Origin of the sequence: Xenorhabdus bharatensis, assembly GCF_037996705.1 — a bacterium.
Taxonomy (GTDB): Bacteria; Pseudomonadota; Gammaproteobacteria; order Enterobacterales; family Enterobacteriaceae; genus Xenorhabdus; species Xenorhabdus bharatensis.
On record NZ_JBBMXG010000006.1, the window covers coordinates 184,627 to 208,160 of the forward strand.

Consider the following 23,534-nt stretch of genomic DNA (forward strand, 5'->3'; position numbering starts at 1 on the left):
TTAACGGAAATCATTTATATTTTTGCTCGATTTTCCATTACAAAAATATATTCTGGATGCAACAATATCTATTAGCCTAAGAGGTTCACAAGAATCAAAGGTATCTTCAATTTCATCCACTGAGTTCCAAAACGCATTCTTTAACTGATTGATTTTATGATGTGTTATTTTACTACTTCGAAACAAAAGATTATTGACATCACTGGTATCATAATCAGATGCTAATATCATTTTAGGGTTTTCCTCACGATAGTTAGTTCGATTGAATCGTGATATCTCTTCAAAGCTTAAGGTCTCATCCCTTTCATAACAAGCAGTCATCGCCAAGCCAATCGTTCCTTCGTAAGCTTCAACGATAAACCGTTTAGGATCAGGGAGTAACCGAGAAAAATTGCCTGCAAAAGAACCGCTATACCAACTTTTATTGTCTGCCGAATAGCAAAATAATAGACGTATATGACGGTATTTAAAAATATCATTCCCAAAGTAATTATTTAAAATAGATATCAACTTTTCTGGTCCAATGAAATTTGAAGGCTGATCCAATATTTCAATCCCTCCATCCAAACTTCCATGGCCTGATATAGTTAATCGATATTCATCAGTCGCGTTATAAGGAACATCCTCAAAGAGAGAAAATCCTTCTGAAAAAAATTTAAAGTACTTCATGAAAAAGCCCTCATATTAACTACCCAGCAATAGATAAGCTTGATGTATTAATGATGCTCGTTGGGTTTTAGTAAGGCCATATTGAAAACTTCCCTGATAAAAAAACAATTAATAATTGATAAAAAACACTGCAAAATATAATCAATGTTGGTGAATCTATACTAAATAACTAGTAATAAAAGTAAACTAATTTCTAGCTAAAAATTAATTCCTTTATTATTCAATAAATAAACTACCACCGACTAAAATCGTCAGTCCTGACTAAACGCATATACGTCAAAATATTTAAGTTCAAGGTCACCGTCTAAAGACTGTGGTTTTCACTCTCATTTGAAAAAATAAAAAATCGCCTCTACCGTTGAAGATAAAGGCGATCAATAAATAAAGTTATTTTTCAATTGGTTGATATTATTTTCTGCGCAAAAGTAAGTAAACACTTACCATAAAGAACAGCAGACTCGGCAACAATGCACCCAATACTGGTGGCATGCTATAAACCAGACTGAGCGGGCCGAATATCTCATTGAGGACATAGAAAACAAAGCCTGAGCTTATCCCTACTACAACCCTGAATCCCATAGGAACACTACGCAACGGTCCGAAGATAAAGGAAAGTGCCATCAACATCATAACCGCCACGGATAACGGAGCAAAAACCTTTTTCCACATATTAAGTTCGTAGCGCCCTGCATCCTGCTGACTCTGTTTCAGGTAAGTAATGTATTGATGCAAACCACGAATAGAAAGCGCGGTAGGCTCGAGGGAAACAACGCCCAGTTTTTCTGGTGTCAGTCGGCTTTTCCAGTCAGCAGAGATATACTGTGAACCGGTGATCCGGCCAAAATGATTTAAATCAGATTCTTCCACCTGAGATAACTTCCACTGCGCATTTTCCGTATCATACACAGCAGATGCCGCATATTTCACAGATAATAGCTTTTTGTCGTTATCAACATGATAGATACTGACACCGTTCAGAGAGCTATCCTTCCCAACACTCTGGATGTAGACGAAATCATTACCATCTTTTGCCCAAAGCCCTTTCGAGGTGGACATCAAAGAACCGCCATACATTTTATGTGAGCGGAAATTACGGGCGATTTGCTCCCCTTGCGGAGCAACCCACTCACCTATCACCATTGTCAGTAAAACCAGCGGAATAGCCGTTTTCATTACCGCACCGGCAACCTGAAGACGGGTAAACCCAGAAGCCTGCATAACCACCAGCTCACTGCGGGTTGCCAGCGCACCTAACCCCAAAAGCGCGCCCAACAAAGCCGCCATCGGGAAGAAAATCTGGATATCTTTGGGAACACTCAGCAAGGTATAAATACCGGCAGAAAGGGCGGTATACTCGCCCTGCCCGACTTTACGCAGCTGATCGACGAACTTAATAATGCCGGATAGCGACACCAGCGTGAACAGTGTCATCAGTATGGTTTGCAGGATTGTCCGCCCGATATATCTATCTAATACACCAAACATCAGGCAGCTCCTTGAGTCTTAAAGCGTGAACGCAGTTTACGCATCGGGGTGGTATCCCATACGTTGAGCGCCAGTGCCAGAGCAAAATACACGCCGTTAACCAGCCACATCCAGATCATAGGATCAAGCTTCCCTTTACCACCAGCCGAACGCAGGGAACTTTGCAGCAGGAAGAAAATCAGGTAGAGCAACATGGCTGGCAGCATACTGAGTACGCGCCCCTGTCGTGGGTTGACTGCACTGAGGGGAACAACCATCAATGCCATAATCAGGACAGAGGCAATCAAAGTCAGACGCCAGTGAAGTTCAGCGCGGGCATCTTTATCATTGCTGCTATGCCATAGTTCAGTCATTGATTTTTGTTCAACTTTACCGCTGTCTACATCCGGGTCTTGATGCCCGATAACGGCACGATAGTCGTTAAAATCGGTAATGCGGAAATCACGTAACAAGGCCGTTCCCTCGTAGCGCGTTCCTGTATGAAGTACCGCAACCTGATTGCCGTTGGGTAATGCTTCCATATGCCCGCCATCAGCAATGACGATTGAGGGCCGTTGATTATGCGTCGGACGAAGCTGGGCAAGGAAAACATTTTCAAAATTATTCCCTTTCACGTTACCGATATACAGCACCATATTGCCATCATTGGAAGGTTTAAACTGCCCTTCCATTATTGCGGCAAGGCTTGGGTTTGCTTTCGCATCTGCCAGCACTTGTTCTTGATACTTGGATGACCACGGAGTGAACCAGATAACGTTGGCCGCAGCCAGCATCGCTGTAAGCAGAGCCAGAATGAGGGCGGATTTCACCAGCACGCTTTTACCTAAACCGCAGGCATGCATGACAGTAATTTCGCTTTCCGTATAGAGTTTACTGAATGTCATTAACACCCCGAGGAATAGACTCAGGGGTAAAATTAGCTGCGCCATCTCCGGCACACCTAACCCTAACAAAGATAAAACTAAATTTGCGGGAATATTACCTTCCACCGCCGCGCCCAATACCTCAACTAATTTCTGACTGAAAAAGATCAGCAGTAAGATGAAAAGTATTGCGATTTGACTTTTCAGGGTTTCCCGTACCAGATATCTAATGATGATCACGCTTATTACGCCTGTGAAAACTTGTCTTTTTGCAGGAAAGTCGCTAACTTCGTCGTATATCTACCATTTATATGAATCAGTTTGGCTTCCCCGTAGCTAAAATGATACCAAAGCATTCCATATATTTGTTCTCAATTAGAGCATACTTATCGTTGGCTAAGTATCTAAAATTAATATGCTCAGCTTAACATAACAGAGAACTTTATTTGGGATGATTTAATGCGGAACATGGTATTTTAGCGATTGTATCTGTCTTTGTCTTTAAGATTCAGGAGAACGCATGGAGTTTAGTGTAAAAAGCGGTAGTCCGGAGAAACAACGCAGTGCGTGTATTATTGTCGGCGTATTTGAACCGCGCCGTCTTTCCCCTATCGCAGAACAACTTGACAAAATAAGTAACGGTTATATCAGTGCCTTACTGCGCCGCGGTGAACTTGAAGGCAAAGTGGGTCAGACCCTGCTACTGCATCATGTTCCTAATGTGCTGTCTGAGCGCATTCTGCTGGTTGGTTGCGGAAAAGAGCGTGAACTGGATGAGCGCCAGTATAAGCAGATTATTCAGAAAACCATCAGCACCCTCAATGAAACCGGCTCAATGGAAGCTGTCTGTTTCCTGACTGAATTACACGTCAAGGGACGCAACAACTATTGGAAAGTACGTCAGGCTGTCGAAACAGCAAAAGAGTCACTGTATGTCTTCGACCAGCTTAAGAGCAGCAAAACTGAACTGCGACGGCCTCTGCGCAAGATGGTTTTCAATGTGCCGACCCGCCGCGAGCTGACCAGCGGTGAACGTGCCATTCAGCATGGCCTTGCCATTGCTGCCGGCATTAAGGCGACAAGAGATCTGGTTAATATGCCGCCTAATATCTGTAATGCTGCGTACCTTGCCTCACAGGCACGTCAGCTTGCTGACAGCGCTGAAAATCTGGTTACCAAAGTGATTGGTGAAGAGCAGATGAAAGAGCTGGGCATGAATGCCTATCTGGCGGTAGGTCAGGGTTCTCAGAACGAATCCCTGATGTCAGTGATCGAATATAAAGGCAGTAAAGACCCGAATGCGAAACCTATCGTACTGGTGGGTAAAGGCCTGACTTTCGATTCCGGCGGTATCTCCCTCAAGCCAGCCGATGGCATGGAAGATATGAAGTTCGACATGGGCGGTGCGGCTTCTGTTTATGGTGCTATGCGAATTGTGGCTGAGCTGCAATTACCCATCAATGTCATCGGTGTTCTGGCTGGATGCGAGAATATGCCCGGTGGCCGTGCCTATCGCCCCGGGGATATTTTAACCACAATGTCCGGCCAGACCGTTGAAGTCACGAATACCGATGCGGAAGGTCGTCTGGTGCTGTGCGATGCGCTGACTTATGTTGAGCGTTTCGAGCCAGAGCTGGTTATTGATGTCGCCACACTGACAGGTGCATGTATGGTTGCATTAGGCAGTCATTATACTGGTTTGATGTCCAACCATAATCCACTGGCGCATGAACTGCTGAATGCGTCAGAACAGGCCGGTGATCGGGCATGGCGTCTGCCGTTGGGCGATGAGTTTTCCGAGCAGTTGGAATCCAATTTCGCGGATATGGTTAACTCCTGTGGGCGTCTTGGCGGCGCGATTACTGCCGGTGCTTTCCTGTCGCGTTATACGGCTAAATACAATTGGGCACATCTGGATATCGCCGGTACAGCATGGCGTTCAGGTAAGCAGAAAGGAGCAACAGGTCGTCCGGTTGCACTGTTGGCACAATTCCTGTTAAATCGTGCAGGTCTTAATGCTGATGATTAATACCCCTCCGCCATTTTTTGCATAATAATATGGCGTATACCCAACAGATTTCGAGTTACAACCTGAAAAATGATGGCGATAAAAAGGTATTAAAGAAAAGGGTATTGCTGCTGCAATACCCTTTTTCCGTCACCTTACCTATCGTTTAACCATTTTTCTGTAACCTATTTTCGATAATCATGAGACTATGAAAAACGCCACTTTCTATTTATTGGAAAAAATGTCACCGGAAAAATCATCGTGTTTAGATGATTTACAGCCACATGAGTGGCTGGCATGTCAGCTTGCTGCTGACCAATGGCGTGCAGGGAAGCGGGTTCTGATTGCTTGTGAAAGCCAGCAGCAGGCCGAAAAGCTGGATGAAGTCCTATGGCAGCGAGAGCCGAGCCAGTTTGTGCCACACAACCTTGCAGGAGAAGGCCCCCGTTATGGCGCACCTGTAGAATTATGCTGGCCGCAGAAAAGGGGCAATGCTCCCCGTGATATTCTGATAACACTGCTTCCTCATTTTGCAGACTTTGCCACAGCTTTCCATGAAGTGGTAGACTTCGTCCCTATTGATGAAAATCTGAAACAGTTAGCTCGCGAACGATATAAATCCTATCGTAGCGTCGGCTTTAATTTGACCATGGCAACCCCGCCAACCTATTAAATATCAAGATAAAATGGAAAAGACACCCGCTACTAAAACGCAATCTGAGCCATCTCTCGATAAAACGTATAACCCGACAGAGATAGAGCAACCTCTTTACGATCACTGGGAAAAGAGTGGTTATTTCAAGCCAAATGGCGACACCAGCCGTGAAAGCTTCTGCATCGTCATTCCACCGCCGAATGTGACCGGCAGCCTGCATATGGGGCACGCCTTCCAGCAGACTATCATGGATACGATGGTGCGTTACCAGCGTATGCAGGGCAAAAATACGCTGTGGCAGGTCGGTACTGACCACGCAGGCATCGCAACGCAAATGGTTGTTGAGCGCAAAATCGCAGCTGAAGAAAATAAAACTCGCTACGATTATGGCCGCGATGCTTTTATTGACAAGATTTGGCAGTGGAAAGCGGAATCCGGTGGCACAATCACTAACCAGATGCGTCGTCTGGGTAACTCTGTGGATTGGGAGCGTGAGCGCTTCACCATGGATGAAGGGTTGTCAAAAGCCGTTAAAGAAGCCTTCGTACGCATGTATCAGGACGACCTGATTTATCGTGGTAAGCGTCTGGTTAACTGGGATCCAAAACTGCGCACAGCAATTTCTGATATCGAAGTTGAAAACCGCGAAGTCAAAGGTTCAATGTGGCATCTGCGTTATCCTTTGGCAGACGGCGCGAAAACAGCCGAAGGCAAAGATTATCTGATTGTTGCGACAACCCGCCCGGAAACGGTGCTGGGAGATACCGGTGTTGCTGTTAACCCGGAAGATCCACGTTATAAAGATCTGATTGGCAAAGAAATCATTCTGCCACTGGTAAACCGTCGTATTCCTATCGTGGGCGATGAGCACGCTGATATGGAAAAAGGCACTGGTTGTGTGAAAATCACGCCGGCCCACGATTTCAATGACTATGAAGTCGGTAAGCGTCACAGCCTGCCGATGATCAATATCCTGACACTCGACGGTGATATCCGCGAAACCGCAGAAGTGTTCAATAGCAATGGTGAAGCTTCTGACGCTTATTCAACCGAGATCCCGGCTGAATACTGTGGCATGGAACGTTTTGCCGCCCGTAAAGCTATCGTTGCTGAATTCGAAAAACAGGGTCTGCTGGTAGAAATCAAGCCTCACGATCTGACCATTCCTTATGGTGACCGTGGTGGTGTGGTCATCGAGCCAATGCTGACTGACCAGTGGTATGTCCGCACCGCACCTCTGGCAAAAGTGGCGATTGAAGCCGTCGAGAATGGTGACATCCAGTTCGTACCAAAACAGTACGAGAACATGTACTACTCTTGGATGCGTGATATTCAGGACTGGTGTATTTCCCGTCAATTGTGGTGGGGCCACCGCATTCCGGCATGGTATGACGCAGAAGGCAATGTCTATGTGGGTCGCGATGAAGAAGAAGTTCGCCGCGAAAACAATCTGGGTGCAGAGATTACTCTGACTCAGGACGATGATGTGCTGGATACTTGGTTCTCTTCCGGTCTGTGGACATTCTCAACCCTCGGCTGGCCTGAACAGACTGAAGCACTGAAAACGTTCCACCCGACCGATGTACTGGTCAGTGGCTTCGATATCATCTTCTTCTGGATTGCCCGCATGATCATGATGACCATGCACTTCATCAAAGATGAAGATGGCAAACCTCAAGTGCCATTCAAGACGGTCTATATGACAGGTCTGATCCGCGATGAAGAAGGCCAGAAGATGTCTAAATCCAAAGGGAACGTTATCGACCCGCTGGATATGATTGACGGCATTCCGCTGGAAAATCTGCTGGAAAAACGCACCGGCAATATGATGCAGCCACAAATGGCAGAGAAAATCCGCAAGCGTACTGAAAAACAGTTCCCGGAAGGCATTGAAGCCCACGGTACTGATGCCCTGCGTTTCACTCTGGCAGCACTGGCTTCTACGGGTCGTGATATCAACTGGGATATGAAACGCCTGCAAGGTTATCGCAACTTCTGTAACAAACTGTGGAATGCCAGCCGTTTCGTGCTGATGAACACCGAAGGACAGGACTGTGGTCAAAATGGTGGCGAAATGTCACTGTCACTGGCAGACCGCTGGATCCTGGCAGAATTCAATCAGACAGTGAAAGCTTATCGCGAAGCGCTGGATACTTACCGTTTCGACATCGCCGCTAATATTCTTTACGAATTCACATGGAACCAATTCTGTGACTGGTATCTGGAACTTTCCAAACCGGCTATCAATAAAGGTTCTGAAGCAGAAGTCCGCGCAGCACGTCATACTCTGATCGAAGTGCTGGAAGGTCTGTTGCGTCTGGCTCATCCAATCATTCCATTCATCACCGAAACCATCTGGCAACGTGTGAAAGTGGTTAAGGGCATTGATGCAGATACCATCATGCTGCAATCTTTCCCTGAATTCGATCAGGCGAAAGTTGATGAACTGGCGCTGAACGATCTGGAATGGATTAAAGAGGCGATCATTGCTGTACGTAATATCCGTGCAGAAATGAACATCGCACCAAGCAAGCCACTGGAGGTTCTGCTGCGTGATGCGAATGCCGATGCACAGCGCCGCGTCGCTGAAAACCTGAACTTCCTTCAGGCAATGGGCCGTCTCTCCTCTGTTACCGTTCTGGCAGCAGGCGAAGAAGCTCCTGTTTCTGTGACCAAGCTTATCAACGGTGCAGAAGTGCTGATCCCAATGGCTGGTTTAGTAGACAAAGATGCAGAACTGGCACGTCTGGATAAAGAAATCGAGAAGCTGGATAAAGAAATCAGTGGCATCGAAGGCAAACTATCCAACGAAGGATTTGTCAGCCGCGCACCAGAAGCCGTTGTTGCCAAAGAACGTGAGCGTCTGGCAACAAACAATGCAGCTAAAGAAAAATTACTGGCACAAAAAGCAACTATCGCTGCTCTGTAAGATTTTCTGAATTAAATTAAGCCACTGTATATTTGCAGTGGCTTTTTTTGATTATTAGCTATTGGGATAGAATACATCAACATGAATATAATCTTCATTCAGTTGATAACGCTCTTTTAATAGCTCAGACATATCACTGATCATATTAGGAGAACCACACATATAAACTTCTATCTGATTATTCAGACCAATCTCTTTTTTAAAGACTTCCTGCACGTACCCACAATGGATTTCAGGATGCTCTTCTTCATCCGACCGTGATAACGCCATATGGAAATTGAAATTTCCTAATGTATTTTTCCAGTTATCTACAATCTCAGAGAAATAGTGATCGGTTTTTCGTCTTCCTCCCCAAAAAAGATGGATATTTCGTTCCTTGAATACGCCAGATTCGATTATGGATTTTATCGGAGCAAATCCTGTTCCTGTCGCAACAAAAACAACATCTCTTACCTCATCATGATAATCCGAAATAAAATCACCATAAGGCCCGTATATCCACAATACATCATTGACTTTCAGCTTTTCACAAATCACATCTGAAAACACACCATTTTTATTCTTAGCGACATGAATTTCAACATATCCATCATCCTTCGGGATATTAGCGACAGAATAATACCGGCATTTTCCATTAGGGACTTCTATACCAATATATTGCCCCGGAATAAAATCCATCTTAGATCTTTTCGATAATTTAAATCTGATAACCGTGATTCCGGGTGATCTTGTTATATCACATATAACAGCGCCTTCTTTGGTATCTGAAAGCATCTTATCATCACCATCTGCTTCACAAACAATATTGCTTTTAGCAATCGCGCAGCATGGTAAAAAGTAATTATCGTCCAGTTCTTTCTTTGTTAAACCAATTTTATTCCCGACCGTATATTCTATATCACCGGATAATAATTTTAACTTACAGACCCGACAAGCCCCCAACCGGCAACCATTTTTTAAAGAATGCCCGTTACTTTCAGCTTGTTCCAATATAGTTATGTTTTCATCAGAAAAAAATTCGATTTCAGTTTTATTAATACTAACAAAATGTTTCATTTTACAATTAGGATCATTCCATGCCATTCAAACATTCAACATACTTCTTCCCTGCGATAATAAATTCTTCCGGGGAAAAGCCACCACCTGATTCTTCAATAATAAAATTCCCCTGATAACCTTCACTCACCATATAAGATAATACTTTGTGATAGTCGAAGTTGCCTTCATCCAATGGTAAATGAACGTGTTCACCATTCAGTACATCATTAAAATGTGCATTCCTGATATAGGGTAGAATTCTTTTTAATCCTTCTTTATATTCTCTGGTACTGTTTTTATGCATAAATGATTCAAAATGCACAATGTCCAGAGTCAGGAAAACACCGTACTGATGGCATAAGATCTCATGCTGTTCATCACTCAGAACGATATACTTTTCTCTATCACTTCCGGTATTTTCCAGCAGGATAGTCATGCCATTTTCTTTTGCAACTTCTGATAGTTTCTGGATAGATTTAGACAGTTGCTGAAAATCAAAATCAGAGATCCCATTATCATCAAATTCAAGATAGCCGGGATGAATAGTAATGTATTCAGCACCGATCTTCTTTGCTTCATAAATGAATGATTCAAGATAATCAACCGCAATAATTCTATCTAATTCTTCACTATTCGCAATATCTGTTTTGATACCGATATAAGGCGCGTGAACAGAATAGTAAAGATCGTTATCTTCTTTTAACTTATTCAATACAGCAACTTTCTCATTCCATTTCTCAGGATGATAATCAATTAAATCTCTTAATTCTTTTTCAAATTCAATTTCAATACGCTTAAAATCTTTACTTAATTGTTCAACCAAAACGTCTATATCTGCCGGGTTTTCAAAAATGTTTGTTGAGAAGCCAATTTTCTGAGAAAAATTCATAACCATTCCTATTAAATATCTTGCTGAGAAAGTTTACTGCTTGATAATCTGTTAAAATAAAACTTTCGTTCCAAACCTAATGTATCAGGGTTGATAAATTCGTAAGTTTCAGGGAATTTTTTAATTCCGTTTTGGTGAATACCTGCGCAAGTTGAAAACGCATATTTACCTAATAAAGGTTTATTAGGATGAGGCAATTTATTGATAATGTCATAATAAAAATTGCATAGGTTAATCAGATCTTTCATATCAATATCTGCTTTAAACCTATTTTTATATTCACTTCTATATGACAAAATTGCCATTATTTCTTCAAACGACGCATTACCACAACGCTCACCGACTCCACCCAGTGTCACCTGTACTTCATCTGCTCCGGCATCGATTGCGCTGATTGAGTTAGCAACCGCCAGCCCTAAATCATTGTGGCAATGAACAGAGAACCGTATACCCGGAAACTTATTTTTAAAATAACTAATCAGATTACTGATATATAGCGGTGTAGCACAACCTGTTGTATCGGCAAAGCAGATATCGTTGACATGGTAAGCTGTCAGCAACTCAATTTTCTCTTCTAAAAGATCATAACTCCCTCTTGATGAGTCTTCTAAAATAGCTGATACTTTACCTGTGTAATCACTATTAGCGATATATTCCAAAGAATCTTTCAGCATCAATAATATACTGTCTTTGGTAGAATCAAACTTTTTTCTGATATGTATTTCTGAGCCAACACACAGCAAGTTTAATTTGGTCTTTTTAAATCGACTTAAAGCTAAAATTGTTCTTTTAATATCATCAGGTTTTAATCGGCATAAAGAGGCAATATAAGTATCTTTAAAATCTATATTAGATGATGCGGCCTCATAAAAAAACTTTTCACTATCTTCATCTGTTACCATGCCAATCTCAATAGAATCAACCCCTAAATCAATTAAACGTGGTAACAATTTCAACTTTTTTTCATTCGAGAGTAAACACCCAATCCCCTGCTCACCATCTCTCAATGTCGTATCAAAAAAACATATTTTTTTCATTAACCCACCATGATATTAATGTAAATAAAACAGATGATATAATTAAGCTCTTTAATATAGAGCCTGTGCGCTTACTGATAAAATAAGCAGTTATAACCGTAATAATTGCAAGAGCATACTTAATTTCAAAATGATAAATTAATTCGCTGATTTTTATATTACCAAGAGATATATTTACAATAATACTGCCAAGGATAAAACATACTGCATAATCTAAAGAGGTAATAAGAAAACCATCTTTCTTAATTTTCTTGTTACCCATTAAAAATGGCATAACCCGAAGAAGGTAACTGATCGCTCCCATCAATAAGATCATAATCATGCTCAGGCTCCCTTTTTAATTTTTAATTCATAAAATGCAATGCACATTCCAACTATAATGGGTATTGCTATATCCATAAGCTGAATATTTAATTCATTGATGAATGGTGCACATAACCCACCTACCAGCGTAGCAAAAACGGACAAATCTTTTCCGGCCCGCTTAGCGGTAAGAGAGGAAAAATGAATCGGAATTAACATTACGAGAAAAAGAGAGATTGAATCATAATTCAAATAATCTGAAGACACATACCCCAATAAGGTTGCAAGAACAGCGATCACAAAACTAGGGACAGATACACCCAGATAATAATTAAACTGTGCCTTTCCTTCAGGGATCTTCTCCGCAACTAAATGAGCGTGGGTCACAGTATATGTGCTGGCACTGAATGCCAACATTGACAATACAACCTTGCTTTTTGAGATGCCATGAAAATACTGCGACATAACCATCGACATCAGAAAAAAGCGGAAGTTAATGATCAGAGTTAGTATGATCACTGATAAAAGTGCGCCATTAGCAAGATAATTAACAACCGCGACCTGCAAAGGTGCAGCAAAAGTGAATACAGAACCCACCATTGCTTCTATTAATGAAAGCCCTTTATTTTGATACAGAGCACCAACGGATGCAAAAATGAGGAAAAAAGAAATGCAAACAGGTAATGAATCTAACATTCCTTTTCTAAATAATGAACTTTGCATTGAACCCCAACTTTTAATATCAATAAATTCACACAGAAAATAACAATATGGAAAAACATTACATTAAAAAAAATGATGCTTCAATGTTTTTGACGCTATCTTATTGAGAACAATTATTATTAATGTAGTTTTCACATTTAATTGTTTTTATTCAGAGTTAATAACCCCCTTAAATAACAAAAATAAAATCAATTAAAATCAAATAGATATAAAAAACAAAAAAACAAATATGTTTTTTAAAAAGTGTTTATCTAGTATTAAAAAATGGAAGTAATCAACATTGTTTACAAGAACAGGTATGAACTATTAGTTTTCTCACAATATTTTCATATGAGAATTAAAATACAATATATAATTTCATATTATATATAAATCATTGGGACTAAAAAGCCAGTCATGTATTATATTTGATAATAACTCTCATTATCAGGAAGGTAAAATGAAAATTATACAGAAGATATTCTTGGCAGGAATTATCCAACTGGGCTTTACACATTTAACTTATGCAGAATCCACCCTAAATAAGATACAGTCCTCTGGTATATTCAGGATCGGGACAGAAGGTGCATATGCTCCATTCAGTTATCATGATACTTCGGGAAAATTAACGGGATTTGATGTAGAAATCGGTCGTGAAATTGCCAAGCGAATGAAAGTCAAACCTGAATTTATTGAAGGGAAATGGGATGGGCTGATTGCGGGTCTGGATGCCGGACGATCAGATGCGGTGATGAACCAGATTGCTATTACTCCCGAACGCCAGAAAAAATATATTTTCTCCTTACCTTATGTCATTTCAGAAGCTGTTCTGATTACCAGAACCGATAACAATACGATTAAAACGTTTAGTGATTTAAAAGGTAAAAAATCCGCCCATACTTTAACCAATAACTTCGCCCAGATTGCGCGTCAGCACGGAGCAGAAATTATCGGGACAAATGGCTTTAATCAAGAAGTTGAGCTTGTCAGTACGGGCCGTGCAGATGCCACCATCAACGATAAACTGTCTTACCTCGATTATAAAAAACATCGCCCGGAAGCACCGGTACACATTGTGGCAACGGATACCCATGCAGCACAGACTGCGGTACTCCTACGTAAAAACGATACCGAGTTAAAAGCTGCAATCGATGAAGCCATTACTGAAATCAACGCTGACGGAACTTATCAACGTATCTGGGACAAGTATTTTAGTCACGGATCCGCCAGTTCTAAGCTATAACTTTATTTTATATAAGGATGCTCTCTTATTGCCATATCATCACTAAAACAATCTTATAAAAAATAAATACTTTTTGATGTTAATATAGGAACGATATATGACTCCATCCTGGCTCAGCTTAGCACTGGATTCTCTTTGGCCGATGATTTACGCAGGCCTGACATTCACTATTCCCCTCACCCTGATCACATTTGCCCTCGGGCTTACACTGGGGTTTATCGTTGCCCTGATCAGGCTTTACGGGCCTAAGCCATTGGTTGTAGTTGTACGTTTTTATGTCTGGCTGATCCGCGGGACACCACTATTAGTGCAACTGTTTCTGATATTTTATGCACTGCCCAGCATTGGCATTACACTGGAAGCATTCACCTCTGCCGTGATTGGTTTTACGCTGAATGTTGGTGCTTACACATCAGAAGTTATCCGGGCTGCGCTTAATTCGGTTCCTAAAGGCCAATGGGAAGCCTCCCATTCTATCGGGATGAGTTGGTGGCAATCCCTGCGACGTATCGTTCTGCCACAAGCAGCAAGAGTTTCTATTCCTCCACTGTCAAATACCTTTATTTCGCTGGTGAAAGATACCTCACTGGCGTCTGTTATTACCGTACCGGAAATGTTTCTGGCTGCACAGCGCATCGCCGCTGTGACATACCAGCCCCTGATCCTGTACACCGAAGCAGCCGTCCTTTATCTGCTCCTGAGTTCGCTGTTATCAGCACTGCAAACCCGTATGGAAAACAAGTTCTCCCAGCAATACGCTAAAAATGGCAATAATAAGGAAGTCAATAATGATTCAGCTCTCTAACATTGAAAAAAGTTTCGACGGACAAAAGGTGCTGAAAAATATTAACCTGACGATTAAGGAAGGCAGCCTGACGGCCCTTATTGGGCCTTCCGGCAGTGGGAAAAGCACCCTGTTACGCTGCATTAACCTGCTGGAAATTCCACAAGCCGGCCAACTTATGCTGGGGAAAGAAAAAATTACGTTTACCGGCAAAGAACGCCTTTCCCACAAGGAAATCCAGCGCTTTAGTCTGCAAACCGGCATGGTATTCCAGAATTTCCAGCTTTTTCCTCATCTCACTGTGATTGAAAACATCATGGAGGGGCTGATTTGGGTACAGAAATGGCCCCGCGAACGTGCCAGAGAGCGGGCGATGGAGCTACTGAAAAAGGTTGAAATGTCGCATAAAGCGGATGTGTGGCCAACCACATTATCCGGTGGTCAGCAGCAGCGGGTTGCAATCGCCAGAGCGATGGCACCATCACCAAAGGTATTATTATGTGATGAACCGACTTCAGCCCTTGACCCTGAACTATCAAAAGAAGTCGTTTCTGTACTGAAACAGTTAGCAGATGAAGGGACAACAATGTTAATGGCAACGCACGATCTGCGTCTGGCTGCTAATCTTGCCCATGATGTTATCTTTCTGGAATTCGGGGAAATTATCGAATCGGGAAGCGCCAAACACATGTTCACCCGCCCGGATCACCAGCGCACCATCGAGTTTGTTTCAACTCTGACTGAAACTTTACCGGACTGGCAAATATAGAAAGCCACAACATTTTTTAAAAATTCATTTGGAGAACATCATGAAAGTATTCTTAAAATTGCTGCTTGCAGGTGCCGTGACTCTTGCTATCTCTGCTCCCAGCTATGCCGGTAAAGATTTTGATGCCATAAAAGCCTCAGGCGTATTTAAAATTGGTACAGAAGGGACTTATCCTCCATTTACCTACCATGATGCCAGCAATAAATTAACCGGCTTTGATGTCGATATTGCCAGAGAAATTACACGTCGTATGGATGTTAAACCTGAGTTTACGGAAGTAAAGTGGGATGGTTTAATTGCAGGGCTGGATGCTAAACGCTTTGATGCGGTTGTTAATCAGGTTGGTGTGACTCCTGCACGGGAAGCCAAATTCAGCTTTTCAATCCCTTACACAACATCTCAGGTTGTTCTGATCACCCGTGATAACAATAACAGCATCAAATCCTTTGATGACCTCAAAGGAAAACGATCCGCGCAATCTTTAACCAGCAACTACGGGCAATTAGCAACATCTTATGGTGCTACGCTGGTCAGCACGGATGGTTTTAATCAGTCCGTTGATTTAGTTGCCACCGGTCGGGCTGATGCCACTCTGAATGATCGTTTGTCATTTCTTGACTTCAAAAACCAACGCCCGAATGCACCGGTTAAAATTGTCGCTCAGCAGACTGATGCCAGTAAATCGGCCGTTTTAATGCGCAAAGGTGATCCTGAATTAGTCGAAGCGATTAATAAAGCACTGCAAGGCATGAAAGATGACGGAACTTACGCCCGTATTTCCGAGAAATACTTTGGCACTGATATTTCTAAGTAATTAGTTAACCAACTGATCAGATTATATTCTTCAATTGCATTATCTTCTGCAAAGCGTCGGATATAATCTGATCGAGCTACTCTAAATCTACATTAATGCGACAGAGCCGTAATAATTGGTACTATCCTTTTTGCCAGAGGATAAACGGTACTATGATTACAATACTTACTTTTTGTAAGCGAAAGTGAACGAGAAGATATGTCGAAATTTTCCCGATGTGGACGACAATCAAAAGAAAGTTGACTTAATATCACATTTATTTCCTGTTCAGATACAGCAATATTATCCAGCGTTAAATCTTGTCCAAGTCTTTGCCGTAGAGTGAGTAAAAAATCGGTTAAATGTTGAAGCATTATTGGAGTTTCATGGCTATCGGGCAACCAATATACATCGTACAAATTCGTTCTATAAATGCGTGGATGTATATCTGTAACGAAACTTGGCCCATTAACAATCTCATCAGGGTGAGCTAATCCTAGAGCGTGTCCCATCTCATGAAGTATCAGTGCATATGTATTATGCTCTGCATACTCTCTAAAAGATCTACCTCTCCCCATAGCGTCTTCCCAGTTGGTGAAAACATCATCTGTTATAAGAGTACTTGGCCGGAAAAATATCCCTGCTGATGTGATGCCGTAGTCCCTCACATCCTCTGCATATTCTCTCGAATGTGGGAAAACAGTGTATGCCTCTAAATTCCCAAGATAAAGGTCTGCATTACTACTATCTAGCATAACAGGTAGCATCGTTTGCAAAATGAAATTTGCAGATTCTCCTTCTCTCCTTTCCCTAACAGTGAAATGTGGTGCTGTCACACGACTCCAATATACTGCAGCGCGTTGCATAAGTGGTGCAATCGGAATATTTTCAACATCATCATGGTGTGTATACTGTATTGATAAATTTGGATCAGACAGTGTATATCGTAGTACACTGCCATACCCTACTAGAGGATTGTAGGTATCACCATTTTCATCAAAAAATAAACCGACAACAAAGTTTTTGGGATCACTATCAGATAGCGTTTTATTATCTGCTATGGCAGAAAATGGCGGAAACGACGATACCATGAATATTAAAATAAATATTTTCTTTATTAGATTCATTATAGTTTCTCCTACATTACCAAATATCCCATCCAGCCCATAATAGTACTATCAGTTCATTCTCCTGATCATCCGAGTTTGTAATACATTCCACATAAACTTTCAGCTTTGGAGAAAATTTAAATAACCATCATTAAACCATCAATTTTATTGTGCAAAATGACTCCAGCCATGCGAAAAAAATTAAAAATATATAAAAACAATAAATAAAATTAAATTTTCCATGTTAATTAATCATTCCGAAAAATTTGATATGATATTAAAATGAATTGCGTCTCATTATTTTCAAAGTAATTACATCACATGAAAGATGCACACAGGGAACAAAAATACATTTTATGACAATTAAATAAAAATAATAATTAAGCTAAAATAAAAACCAGAAAGAACCAGTGAAGTTCTATATTTTCGTGACCATAATTCTTTATTATAGTGTCTAATTTTTAATTCTGCTATTTTGCCATAAAAAATTTTAAATAGGTTGAGAAAATAAAATTAAATCCTTTTATATACAGTTGATTTCAGGATATATTCAATTCATGCTATTACCCAAAGCGCTTAGTCAAGCCTGTCATCCAGTACCAAAAAAATCAAAATACATAACGAGGGAACAATGGTCAAAAATACAACATCCGACTACATCATCCGCCCTATTACCCAACAAGATAACCCTAATATTGCCACCATTATTCGCGAGGTATCCGCCGAGCACGGTTTAACCGCTGACAAAGGCTTCGCCGTTGCTGACCCAATTCTGGATACTCTGTACGAAGTTTACAGCCAGCCCCGCAGTGCATACTGGGTTGTTGAAATGGCGGGGAAAGTTGTTGGAGGTGGTGGCGTTGCTCCGCTGTCAGGAGGTGATAGTGATACCTGTGAACTGCAAAAAATGTATCTTTCGTCAGTATTACGGGGCAAGGGTGTTGCCAGACAAATCGTAAAACAATCACTGGAATTCGGGGTGGAACAGGGTTTCACTCGCTGTTATTTAGAAACGACAGAAAACCTGAAAGCCGCCATCGCTCTGTATGAAAAGCTGGGGTTCAGTTACCTTGATGCGCCATTAGGCAATACTGGGCACAGTGATTGTGAGGTCAGAATGGTTAAGATGCTGTAAAACGATAATAATATGCCCCGCGTGAACCGTGGGGCAAATGCGATAGAAAAACTCAGTGTAATCTGTGTTCATCTTCTTCCGGGAAGAGATCACCTACATCATCGTCATCATCTGACGCATCAGGGTCTTCAAAATAAGTTCCCCAACCATCATAATTCACACCCATTTTTTCAGCCAAATCCATCAATTGCTCAACCTGAGCGATAATCAGATCAGCTTCCAGGCGGCTCTCACTGACTACGTCACAACACATCAAAATAACGCTATCTTCTGTTTCCAGCTCTTCTGCATCTGTCACTTCATAACCAAGTTTAAATGCTTCAACTGCGGCTTTCTCCAGACGGTCAAAGTCGTCCGCTGAAAAATGGTGTTCAATGATATAAAGCGCATCAGGATCACTGCCATCTTCCAATAACTCTTCGATGATCAAGCGAGTTTCTTCGCGCTGTTCTTCCAGTGCATGTGGGTCTGCCATGCCAATCCCCTCTGTCAGTTGGCTATCCTGTTCCGCATTCTCCCATCTTTTCTTTGCAAAGGATATAGCTATCCCATGCTGTTAAACCAAAAGTACAGGCCTTAAGCGCCGGGTCACGATTCTCTTGGCTATCCTTAAATCTTCAATACACACTTCATCTGCTGCCGCGACACATCTTGAAATCCATTGTGTATATAGCGCTTGCAATAAGATTTTTTATCGATATATAGTGCATATTAATTCAATTTTGCCCTATGGAGAAAATGCCATATGAATCCATTTTTTCAGCGCCACTTCCTGAGATTACTTGATTACAACCCTAAAGAGATTGCGTTTTTCTTATCCTTAGCAACGAAATTAAAAGCGAATAAAAAATCAGGTAAAGAAATGCCCTTACTGGCAGGAAAGAATATCGCCCTGATTTTTGAGAAAGACTCCACTCGCACACGCTGTGCATTTGAAGTTGCAGCACATGATCAAGGGGCTAATGTCACCTATTTAGGCCCCAGCGGCAGCCAGATTGGGCATAAGGAGTCGATCAGTGATACAGCAAGGGTTCTTGGGCGTTTGTATGATGGTATTCAGTACCGTGGCTATGGGCAGGCAATAGTCGATACACTCGCAAAATATGCTGGTGTTCCCGTCTGGAATGGGCTGACGGATGAGTTTCATCCGACTCAGCTACTGGCAGATTTACTGACGATGCAGGAACACTGTAGAAAGCCATTAACTGAAATCAAACTGGCCTATCTGGGCGATGCCCGTAACAACATGGGTAATACCTTGTTGGAAGCTGCGGCATTGACGGGGTTGGATTTACGTCTGGTTGCACCAAAAACCTGCTGGCCAGATGCTCAATTAGTGAATGAATGCCAAAAACAGGCAACGAAAACAGGTGGAAAAATCACCCTGACGGAAGATATCGCGACGGGCGTACAGGCAGCCGATTTCCTTTATACCGATGTCTGGGTCTCCATGGGTGAACCTAAAAATGTCTGGCAGGAGCGTATTGAATTATTAACGCCTTATCAGGTCAATATGGATCTCGTGAAACTAACGGGAAATCCAAATGTGAAATTCCTGCATTGCCTGCCGGCTTTTCATGATGAAGAAACTATTCTTGGTAAACAGCTTGCGGAAGAATTCAACTTATCAGGAGGTCTGGAAGTGACGAATGATGTGTTTGAATCAGAATACAGCATTGTTTTTGATCAGGCAGAAAACCGTATGCATACGATTAAGGCTGTTATGGTGGCTACATTAGTACAGGAGCTGGATTTATGATTAAAGTATTATGCGGTGCACTTAAGCACCGCTTGTCTTTTTCGCTGAAACAAGCCACTATTCTCCATCACTCACCGCCGGCTTAACGCCAGATTAACCGCAAAAAACAGAAATAATCCTCCCGTCGCCCGATTCATCCACTTAATGACATTCGTACGCTTTAACACATGGGAAAGCGGACGTGTGGCAAAAATCAGAATCAGTGACCATATCGTACCCAGTGCGACATGAATAGCAACTAAGCCAAATGTCCAGATCATGGGTGAATGCCCCTGAGGAATAAACTGAGGCAAGAAAGAGACATAAAACACACCTACCTTTGGATTCAGCACATTTCCCAACATACCCCTGATAAACCAGTTCGACGTTTTAACCGAAGAAGTACTATCCCCCCCAAGATCGGAATTAGGACGCAGGATCATCTGGAGACCCAACCAACATAAATACAGCGCACCACACCATTTCAGAATATTGAATGCCAGTTCAGACACAGCAATTAATGCACCCAAACCAAATGCCACCATCGCTCCCCATATAAAACATCCGGCATCAACCCCAAGCGCGGCCTGAAAGGCTTTTTTCCCACCTTCCGCCGCAGCAGTTCTTAAAACTAAAGCCGTATCCAGACCAGGCGTTAATGTTAATAATGTAGCAGCAACCATAAATGCCAATAGAGAATCCAAAACTGTCATTTTTATCTCCAGAGTTAAGTGTGCATAAACATGTTTAATTATGATGTTACTTCATACTGATATATGCGACAGGAACCGCCTTAGTCAACCAGACACCGTTTTCTGCCTGATGAAATTTAATTTCCTGCTCATACATTAATTGAGCATCAATCTTTAGAACAGCAACTTTGCCGTGTCGTTGACCCACCTTAATCGCGGTCACTTCATCTGCCGATAAATGCACATAATGGCGATTTCCCGCCACCAGCCCTTGTTTAAATATAGAATCCAGAAAGCGGGTTGCTGTACCGTGATATAAAACGGCCGGAGGTCTCTTTTCCAGATAAGCGATATCTACCCGTTTGGCTGAGTGCCCCTGTACAGCCCTGATACGTTTCCGATCTTCCGAAATAGCAAAGCGTTTTTTATCGTTGGTCGCAACAATTTTCTCAATCATCGCGTAATTCAGCCGCTTTCCCTGCTTCATAGCACATTTAACCAACGTACTGATATCCGCCCAGCCTTCACTATCCAGTGTTAAGCCAATAGATTCAGGCTGATGACGCAATACGTAACTTAAAAATTTGCTGATTTTAGTATCGATATGATCCATATTTTCCCTCAGTAATCGGCGTTTTTTATCTATTCTTCATTACCCAACGCTTCAGATAACTATCAAGTAGATCCTGACTGCGTTCACGATGACCCTGAAGTTCACAACGCACTAATGTTTCATCCAGTTCTGATTCAATAAAAGCGTGAATTTTCGGTTTACGCGCGCCATATTCTGCTTCATTTACAGTGCGTTTAATTCGCAGTAAATCTGCAATTTCTGCTTTCAATTGAGGATCATAAACTGTACCAGCCACCAGCGTTTCAAAATCTATAGGGGGAGTACCTTTACCCATCTCAATCCAACGTACAGCCAGTAACGGACGCAATACGTAAAAGTATTTTTTTAGCCGCACTTGCTCACCCTGCAAATAACCCCTGAAGTTTTTCTTCGCCATTGAAAGGTAGTGATAACGCGCTTTAATATCCGAAAAGAAATGCGGCACCATCGCTTTCAGTCCATTCGTCGCAGCCGCATCTGCATAATAGATGACGGGAGAATCCAGCCATTCCATTAAAGTGGGGTTTGCCTGCTTCAACAGTTTTAAAGCCTTACGCAATTCCCAGCCACTGATATCCAGTTCATCACATATCGGCTGTTCAATCACATCCCGCCCGGCTTCCACTTTGAGATACCAGTCCACGGGGTGAACATAAATAAATCGCACATCATAATCACTGTCCGGTGATGCAAAGCCCCATCCTCGGCTGCCAGACTCACAGGCATACAGTATCCGCACACCATACTTCTGTTCGATTTTATACAGCTCTCTTTTAATACGAGCCCGCATTTCCGGGCTGACGATTTCTGCTTCCCTTTCCATTTTCTTTTTTCCTACTGCGATTTTTCTAACCTTTTACACAAACTACCTGACGTAAAGTATGCACGATTTCCACCAATGCAGATTGGGCAGCCATTACTGCATCAATATCTTTATACGCCATCGGGATCTCGTCGATGACATCACTATCTTTTCGGCATTCCACATGCGCAGTCGCTTGTTTCTGATCATTCACTGTAAAGCGTTTTTTCGCTTCAGTACGGCTCATTACACGCCCAGCGCCGTGGCTACATGAGCAAAAACTCTCTTCGTTTCCAAGCCCTCGGACAATATAACTTTTTGCCCCCATCGAACCCGGAATGATCCCCATCTGGCCTTTACGGGCGGATACTGCTCCCTTACGGGTTACCAAAACCTCTTCACCATAGTGCTGCTCACGCTGTACATAGTTATGATGGCAATTCACCGCTTCCTGCTGTGTTGTGAACGGTTTTGGTATCTCGCGTGATAACGCCTCAAGTACACGATGCATCATCACTTCCCTATTCTGGCGCGCAAAGTCCTGTGCCCAGTCCACTGCTTCCATATAATCATCGAAGTAACGATTTCCTTCCTCAAAATACGCTAAATCACGATCAGGCAAGTTAGCGATATGTTGCTGCATATCTTTCTGCGCCAGTGTAATAAACAGATTACCAATGGCATTTCCTACTCCACGGGAACCGCTATGCAGCATTACCCAAACGCGATCCGCTTCATCAAGGCACAGCTCAATAAAATGGTTCCCTGTTCCCAACGTTCCCAAGTGCTGACGGTTATTGGTGTTCAGCAGTTTCGGGTATTTATCGGTGATATGTTTAAAGCGATCAGCCAACGTTGCCCAATGTTGATCCACCATTTCCGGCACCTTATTCCAGGAACCTTTATCCCGCCCGCCGCGGTTCACAGTACGACCATGTGGTACAGCAGCTTCAATAGCATGGCGGATATTCAGCAAATTATCCGGTAAATCCGATGCCACCAATGAAGTACGCACAGCAATCATTCCGCAGCCAATATCCACCCCAACGGCTGCCGGGATAATAGCGCCACGAGTCGGGATTACACTCCCAATAGTAGAACCTTTACCGACATGCACATCCGGCATCACTGCCAAGTGCTTAAATACAAAAGGCATCTTGGCCGTATTTTGTAATTGAGTAATCGCTTTTGGATCAACGGGCACCCCATTCGTCCACATTTTTACCGGAGCACCATTATCCTGAGTCAATAAGTTATAAGCGTTGGTTTTCATTTCAG

23 protein-coding genes are annotated in these 23,534 nt (G+C 42.3%); 9 read left to right on the forward strand and 14 right to left on the reverse strand.

What is annotated here, in order from left to right:
* The 3 genes from AAC855_RS08115 to lptF all read right to left on the reverse strand — a co-directional run bounded on the left by AAC855_RS08115 (position 1) and on the right by lptF (position 3,257).
* Positions 1 to 669: a hypothetical protein gene (locus AAC855_RS08115; protein ID WP_340609083.1), complete on the reverse strand. Its 669-nt coding sequence runs from the start codon at positions 667 to 669 to the stop codon at positions 1 to 3.
* Positions 670 to 1,077: 408 nt separating this feature from the next.
* Positions 1,078 to 2,154, reverse strand: coding sequence for an LPS export ABC transporter permease LptG (gene lptG / locus AAC855_RS08120; RefSeq protein WP_340609084.1), 1,077 nt, complete (start codon positions 2,152 to 2,154; stop codon positions 1,078 to 1,080).
* The gene (gene lptF / locus AAC855_RS08125) at positions 2,154 to 3,257 is read right to left on the reverse strand and encodes an LPS export ABC transporter permease LptF (protein ID WP_340609085.1); all 1,104 of its coding nucleotides are present in this window, start codon (positions 3,255 to 3,257) and stop codon (positions 2,154 to 2,156) included. Before lptF ends, lptG begins: the two co-directional genes overlap by 1 nt.
* Before the next feature lie 280 nt (positions 3,258 to 3,537).
* Here lptF and pepA point away from each other — a divergent pair, with 280 nt between their 5' ends.
* The 3 genes from pepA to AAC855_RS08140 all read left to right on the forward strand — a co-directional run bounded on the left by pepA (position 3,538) and on the right by AAC855_RS08140 (position 8,609).
* Positions 3,538 to 5,046: a leucyl aminopeptidase gene (gene pepA / locus AAC855_RS08130; RefSeq protein WP_340609086.1), complete on the forward strand. Its 1,509-nt coding sequence runs from the start codon at positions 3,538 to 3,540 to the stop codon at positions 5,044 to 5,046.
* A 187-nt stretch (positions 5,047 to 5,233) separates the two neighbouring features.
* Positions 5,234 to 5,698: a DNA polymerase III subunit chi gene (locus AAC855_RS08135; RefSeq protein ID WP_340609087.1), complete on the forward strand. Its 465-nt coding sequence runs from the start codon at positions 5,234 to 5,236 to the stop codon at positions 5,696 to 5,698.
* A gap of 13 nt (positions 5,699 to 5,711) precedes the next feature.
* On the forward strand, positions 5,712 to 8,609 hold the full coding sequence (locus AAC855_RS08140; protein ID WP_340609088.1) for a valine--tRNA ligase: 2,898 nt from the start codon (positions 5,712 to 5,714) through the stop codon (positions 8,607 to 8,609).
* Positions 8,610 to 8,663: 54 nt separating this feature from the next.
* Here AAC855_RS08140 and AAC855_RS08145 read toward each other — a convergent pair whose 3' ends face one another.
* The 5 genes from AAC855_RS08145 to AAC855_RS08165 are packed head-to-tail and all read right to left on the reverse strand — an operon-like array spanning position 8,664 to position 12,599.
* The gene (locus AAC855_RS08145) at positions 8,664 to 9,692 is read right to left on the reverse strand and encodes an FAD-binding oxidoreductase (RefSeq protein ID WP_340609089.1); all 1,029 of its coding nucleotides are present in this window, start codon (positions 9,690 to 9,692) and stop codon (positions 8,664 to 8,666) included.
* On the reverse strand, positions 9,679 to 10,536 hold the full coding sequence (locus AAC855_RS08150) for a sugar phosphate isomerase/epimerase family protein (RefSeq protein ID WP_340609090.1): 858 nt from the start codon (positions 10,534 to 10,536) through the stop codon (positions 9,679 to 9,681). Before AAC855_RS08150 ends, AAC855_RS08145 begins: the two co-directional genes overlap by 14 nt.
* An 11-nt stretch (positions 10,537 to 10,547) precedes the next feature.
* Positions 10,548 to 11,573 carry a LeuA family protein gene (locus AAC855_RS08155; protein ID WP_340609091.1) on the reverse strand — a complete coding sequence of 342 codons (1,026 nt, stop codon included), beginning with the start codon at positions 11,571 to 11,573 and terminating at the stop codon, positions 10,548 to 10,550.
* Positions 11,551 to 11,895 carry an AzlD domain-containing protein gene (locus tag AAC855_RS08160; RefSeq protein WP_340609092.1) on the reverse strand — a complete coding sequence of 115 codons (345 nt, stop codon included), beginning with the start codon at positions 11,893 to 11,895 and terminating at the stop codon, positions 11,551 to 11,553. Before AAC855_RS08160 ends, AAC855_RS08155 begins: the two co-directional genes overlap by 23 nt.
* 2 nt (positions 11,896 to 11,897) lie before the next feature.
* On the reverse strand, positions 11,898 to 12,599 hold the full coding sequence (locus tag AAC855_RS08165) for an AzlC family ABC transporter permease (RefSeq protein WP_340609093.1): 702 nt from the start codon (positions 12,597 to 12,599) through the stop codon (positions 11,898 to 11,900).
* A gap of 439 nt (positions 12,600 to 13,038) precedes the next feature.
* Between AAC855_RS08165 and AAC855_RS08170 the strand changes: the two genes are divergently transcribed.
* From AAC855_RS08170 to AAC855_RS08185, 4 genes are all read left to right on the forward strand, one after another.
* Complete coding sequence (locus tag AAC855_RS08170; RefSeq protein WP_340609094.1) at positions 13,039 to 13,821, forward strand: amino acid ABC transporter substrate-binding protein; 783 nt, start codon at positions 13,039 to 13,041, stop codon at positions 13,819 to 13,821.
* Positions 13,822 to 13,918: 97 nt separating this feature from the next.
* Entirely contained in the window at positions 13,919 to 14,626 is a 708-nt protein-coding gene (locus AAC855_RS08175; RefSeq protein WP_340609095.1) for an amino acid ABC transporter permease, read from the forward strand.
* The gene (locus tag AAC855_RS08180) at positions 14,610 to 15,374 is read left to right on the forward strand and encodes an amino acid ABC transporter ATP-binding protein (protein WP_340609096.1); all 765 of its coding nucleotides are present in this window, start codon (positions 14,610 to 14,612) and stop codon (positions 15,372 to 15,374) included. Before AAC855_RS08175 ends, AAC855_RS08180 begins: the two co-directional genes overlap by 17 nt.
* A gap of 40 nt (positions 15,375 to 15,414) precedes the next feature.
* Positions 15,415 to 16,188: an amino acid ABC transporter substrate-binding protein gene (locus AAC855_RS08185; protein WP_340609097.1), complete on the forward strand. Its 774-nt coding sequence runs from the start codon at positions 15,415 to 15,417 to the stop codon at positions 16,186 to 16,188.
* A 92-nt stretch (positions 16,189 to 16,280) separates the two neighbouring features.
* Here AAC855_RS08185 and AAC855_RS08190 read toward each other — a convergent pair whose 3' ends face one another.
* The gene (locus AAC855_RS08190; RefSeq protein WP_340609098.1) at positions 16,281 to 17,294 is read right to left on the reverse strand and encodes a zinc metalloprotease; all 1,014 of its coding nucleotides are present in this window, start codon (positions 17,292 to 17,294) and stop codon (positions 16,281 to 16,283) included.
* A 613-nt stretch (positions 17,295 to 17,907) separates the two neighbouring features.
* Here AAC855_RS08190 and AAC855_RS08195 point away from each other — a divergent pair.
* Positions 17,908 to 18,411 (forward strand): GNAT family N-acetyltransferase, encoded by a 504-nt coding sequence (locus tag AAC855_RS08195; RefSeq protein WP_340609099.1) that lies wholly within the window; start codon positions 17,908 to 17,910, stop codon positions 18,409 to 18,411.
* A 52-nt stretch (positions 18,412 to 18,463) separates the two neighbouring features.
* On the opposite strand, the gene rraB is transcribed toward AAC855_RS08195, so the two are convergent.
* The gene (rraB, locus tag AAC855_RS08200; RefSeq protein ID WP_340609100.1) at positions 18,464 to 18,886 is read right to left on the reverse strand and encodes a ribonuclease E inhibitor RraB; all 423 of its coding nucleotides are present in this window, start codon (positions 18,884 to 18,886) and stop codon (positions 18,464 to 18,466) included.
* A gap of 270 nt (positions 18,887 to 19,156) precedes the next feature.
* Between rraB and argF the strand changes: the two genes are divergently transcribed.
* Complete coding sequence (gene argF / locus AAC855_RS08205; RefSeq protein ID WP_340609101.1) at positions 19,157 to 20,170, forward strand: ornithine carbamoyltransferase; 1,014 nt, start codon at positions 19,157 to 19,159, stop codon at positions 20,168 to 20,170.
* Positions 20,171 to 20,241: 71 nt separating this feature from the next.
* On the opposite strand, the gene AAC855_RS08210 is transcribed toward argF, so the two are convergent.
* Genes AAC855_RS08210 through AAC855_RS08225 form a run of 4 tightly spaced genes read right to left on the reverse strand, consistent with a single transcriptional unit; the run spans position 20,242 to position 23,529 of the window.
* Entirely contained in the window at positions 20,242 to 20,862 is a 621-nt protein-coding gene (locus tag AAC855_RS08210) for a LysE family translocator (RefSeq protein ID WP_340609102.1), read from the reverse strand.
* Between the two features lie 46 nt (positions 20,863 to 20,908).
* Positions 20,909 to 21,454, reverse strand: a complete 546-nt coding sequence (locus AAC855_RS08215) for an RNA 2'-phosphotransferase (RefSeq protein WP_340609103.1) — start codon at positions 21,452 to 21,454, stop codon at positions 20,909 to 20,911.
* Between the two features lie 25 nt (positions 21,455 to 21,479).
* Positions 21,480 to 22,277, reverse strand: a complete 798-nt coding sequence (locus tag AAC855_RS08220) for a nucleotidyltransferase domain-containing protein (RefSeq protein ID WP_340609104.1) — start codon at positions 22,275 to 22,277, stop codon at positions 21,480 to 21,482.
* 25 nt (positions 22,278 to 22,302) lie between these two features.
* Positions 22,303 to 23,529 (reverse strand): RtcB family protein, encoded by a 1,227-nt coding sequence (locus AAC855_RS08225; protein ID WP_340609122.1) that lies wholly within the window; start codon positions 23,527 to 23,529, stop codon positions 22,303 to 22,305.
* Positions 23,530 to 23,534: the final 5 nt, after the last annotated feature.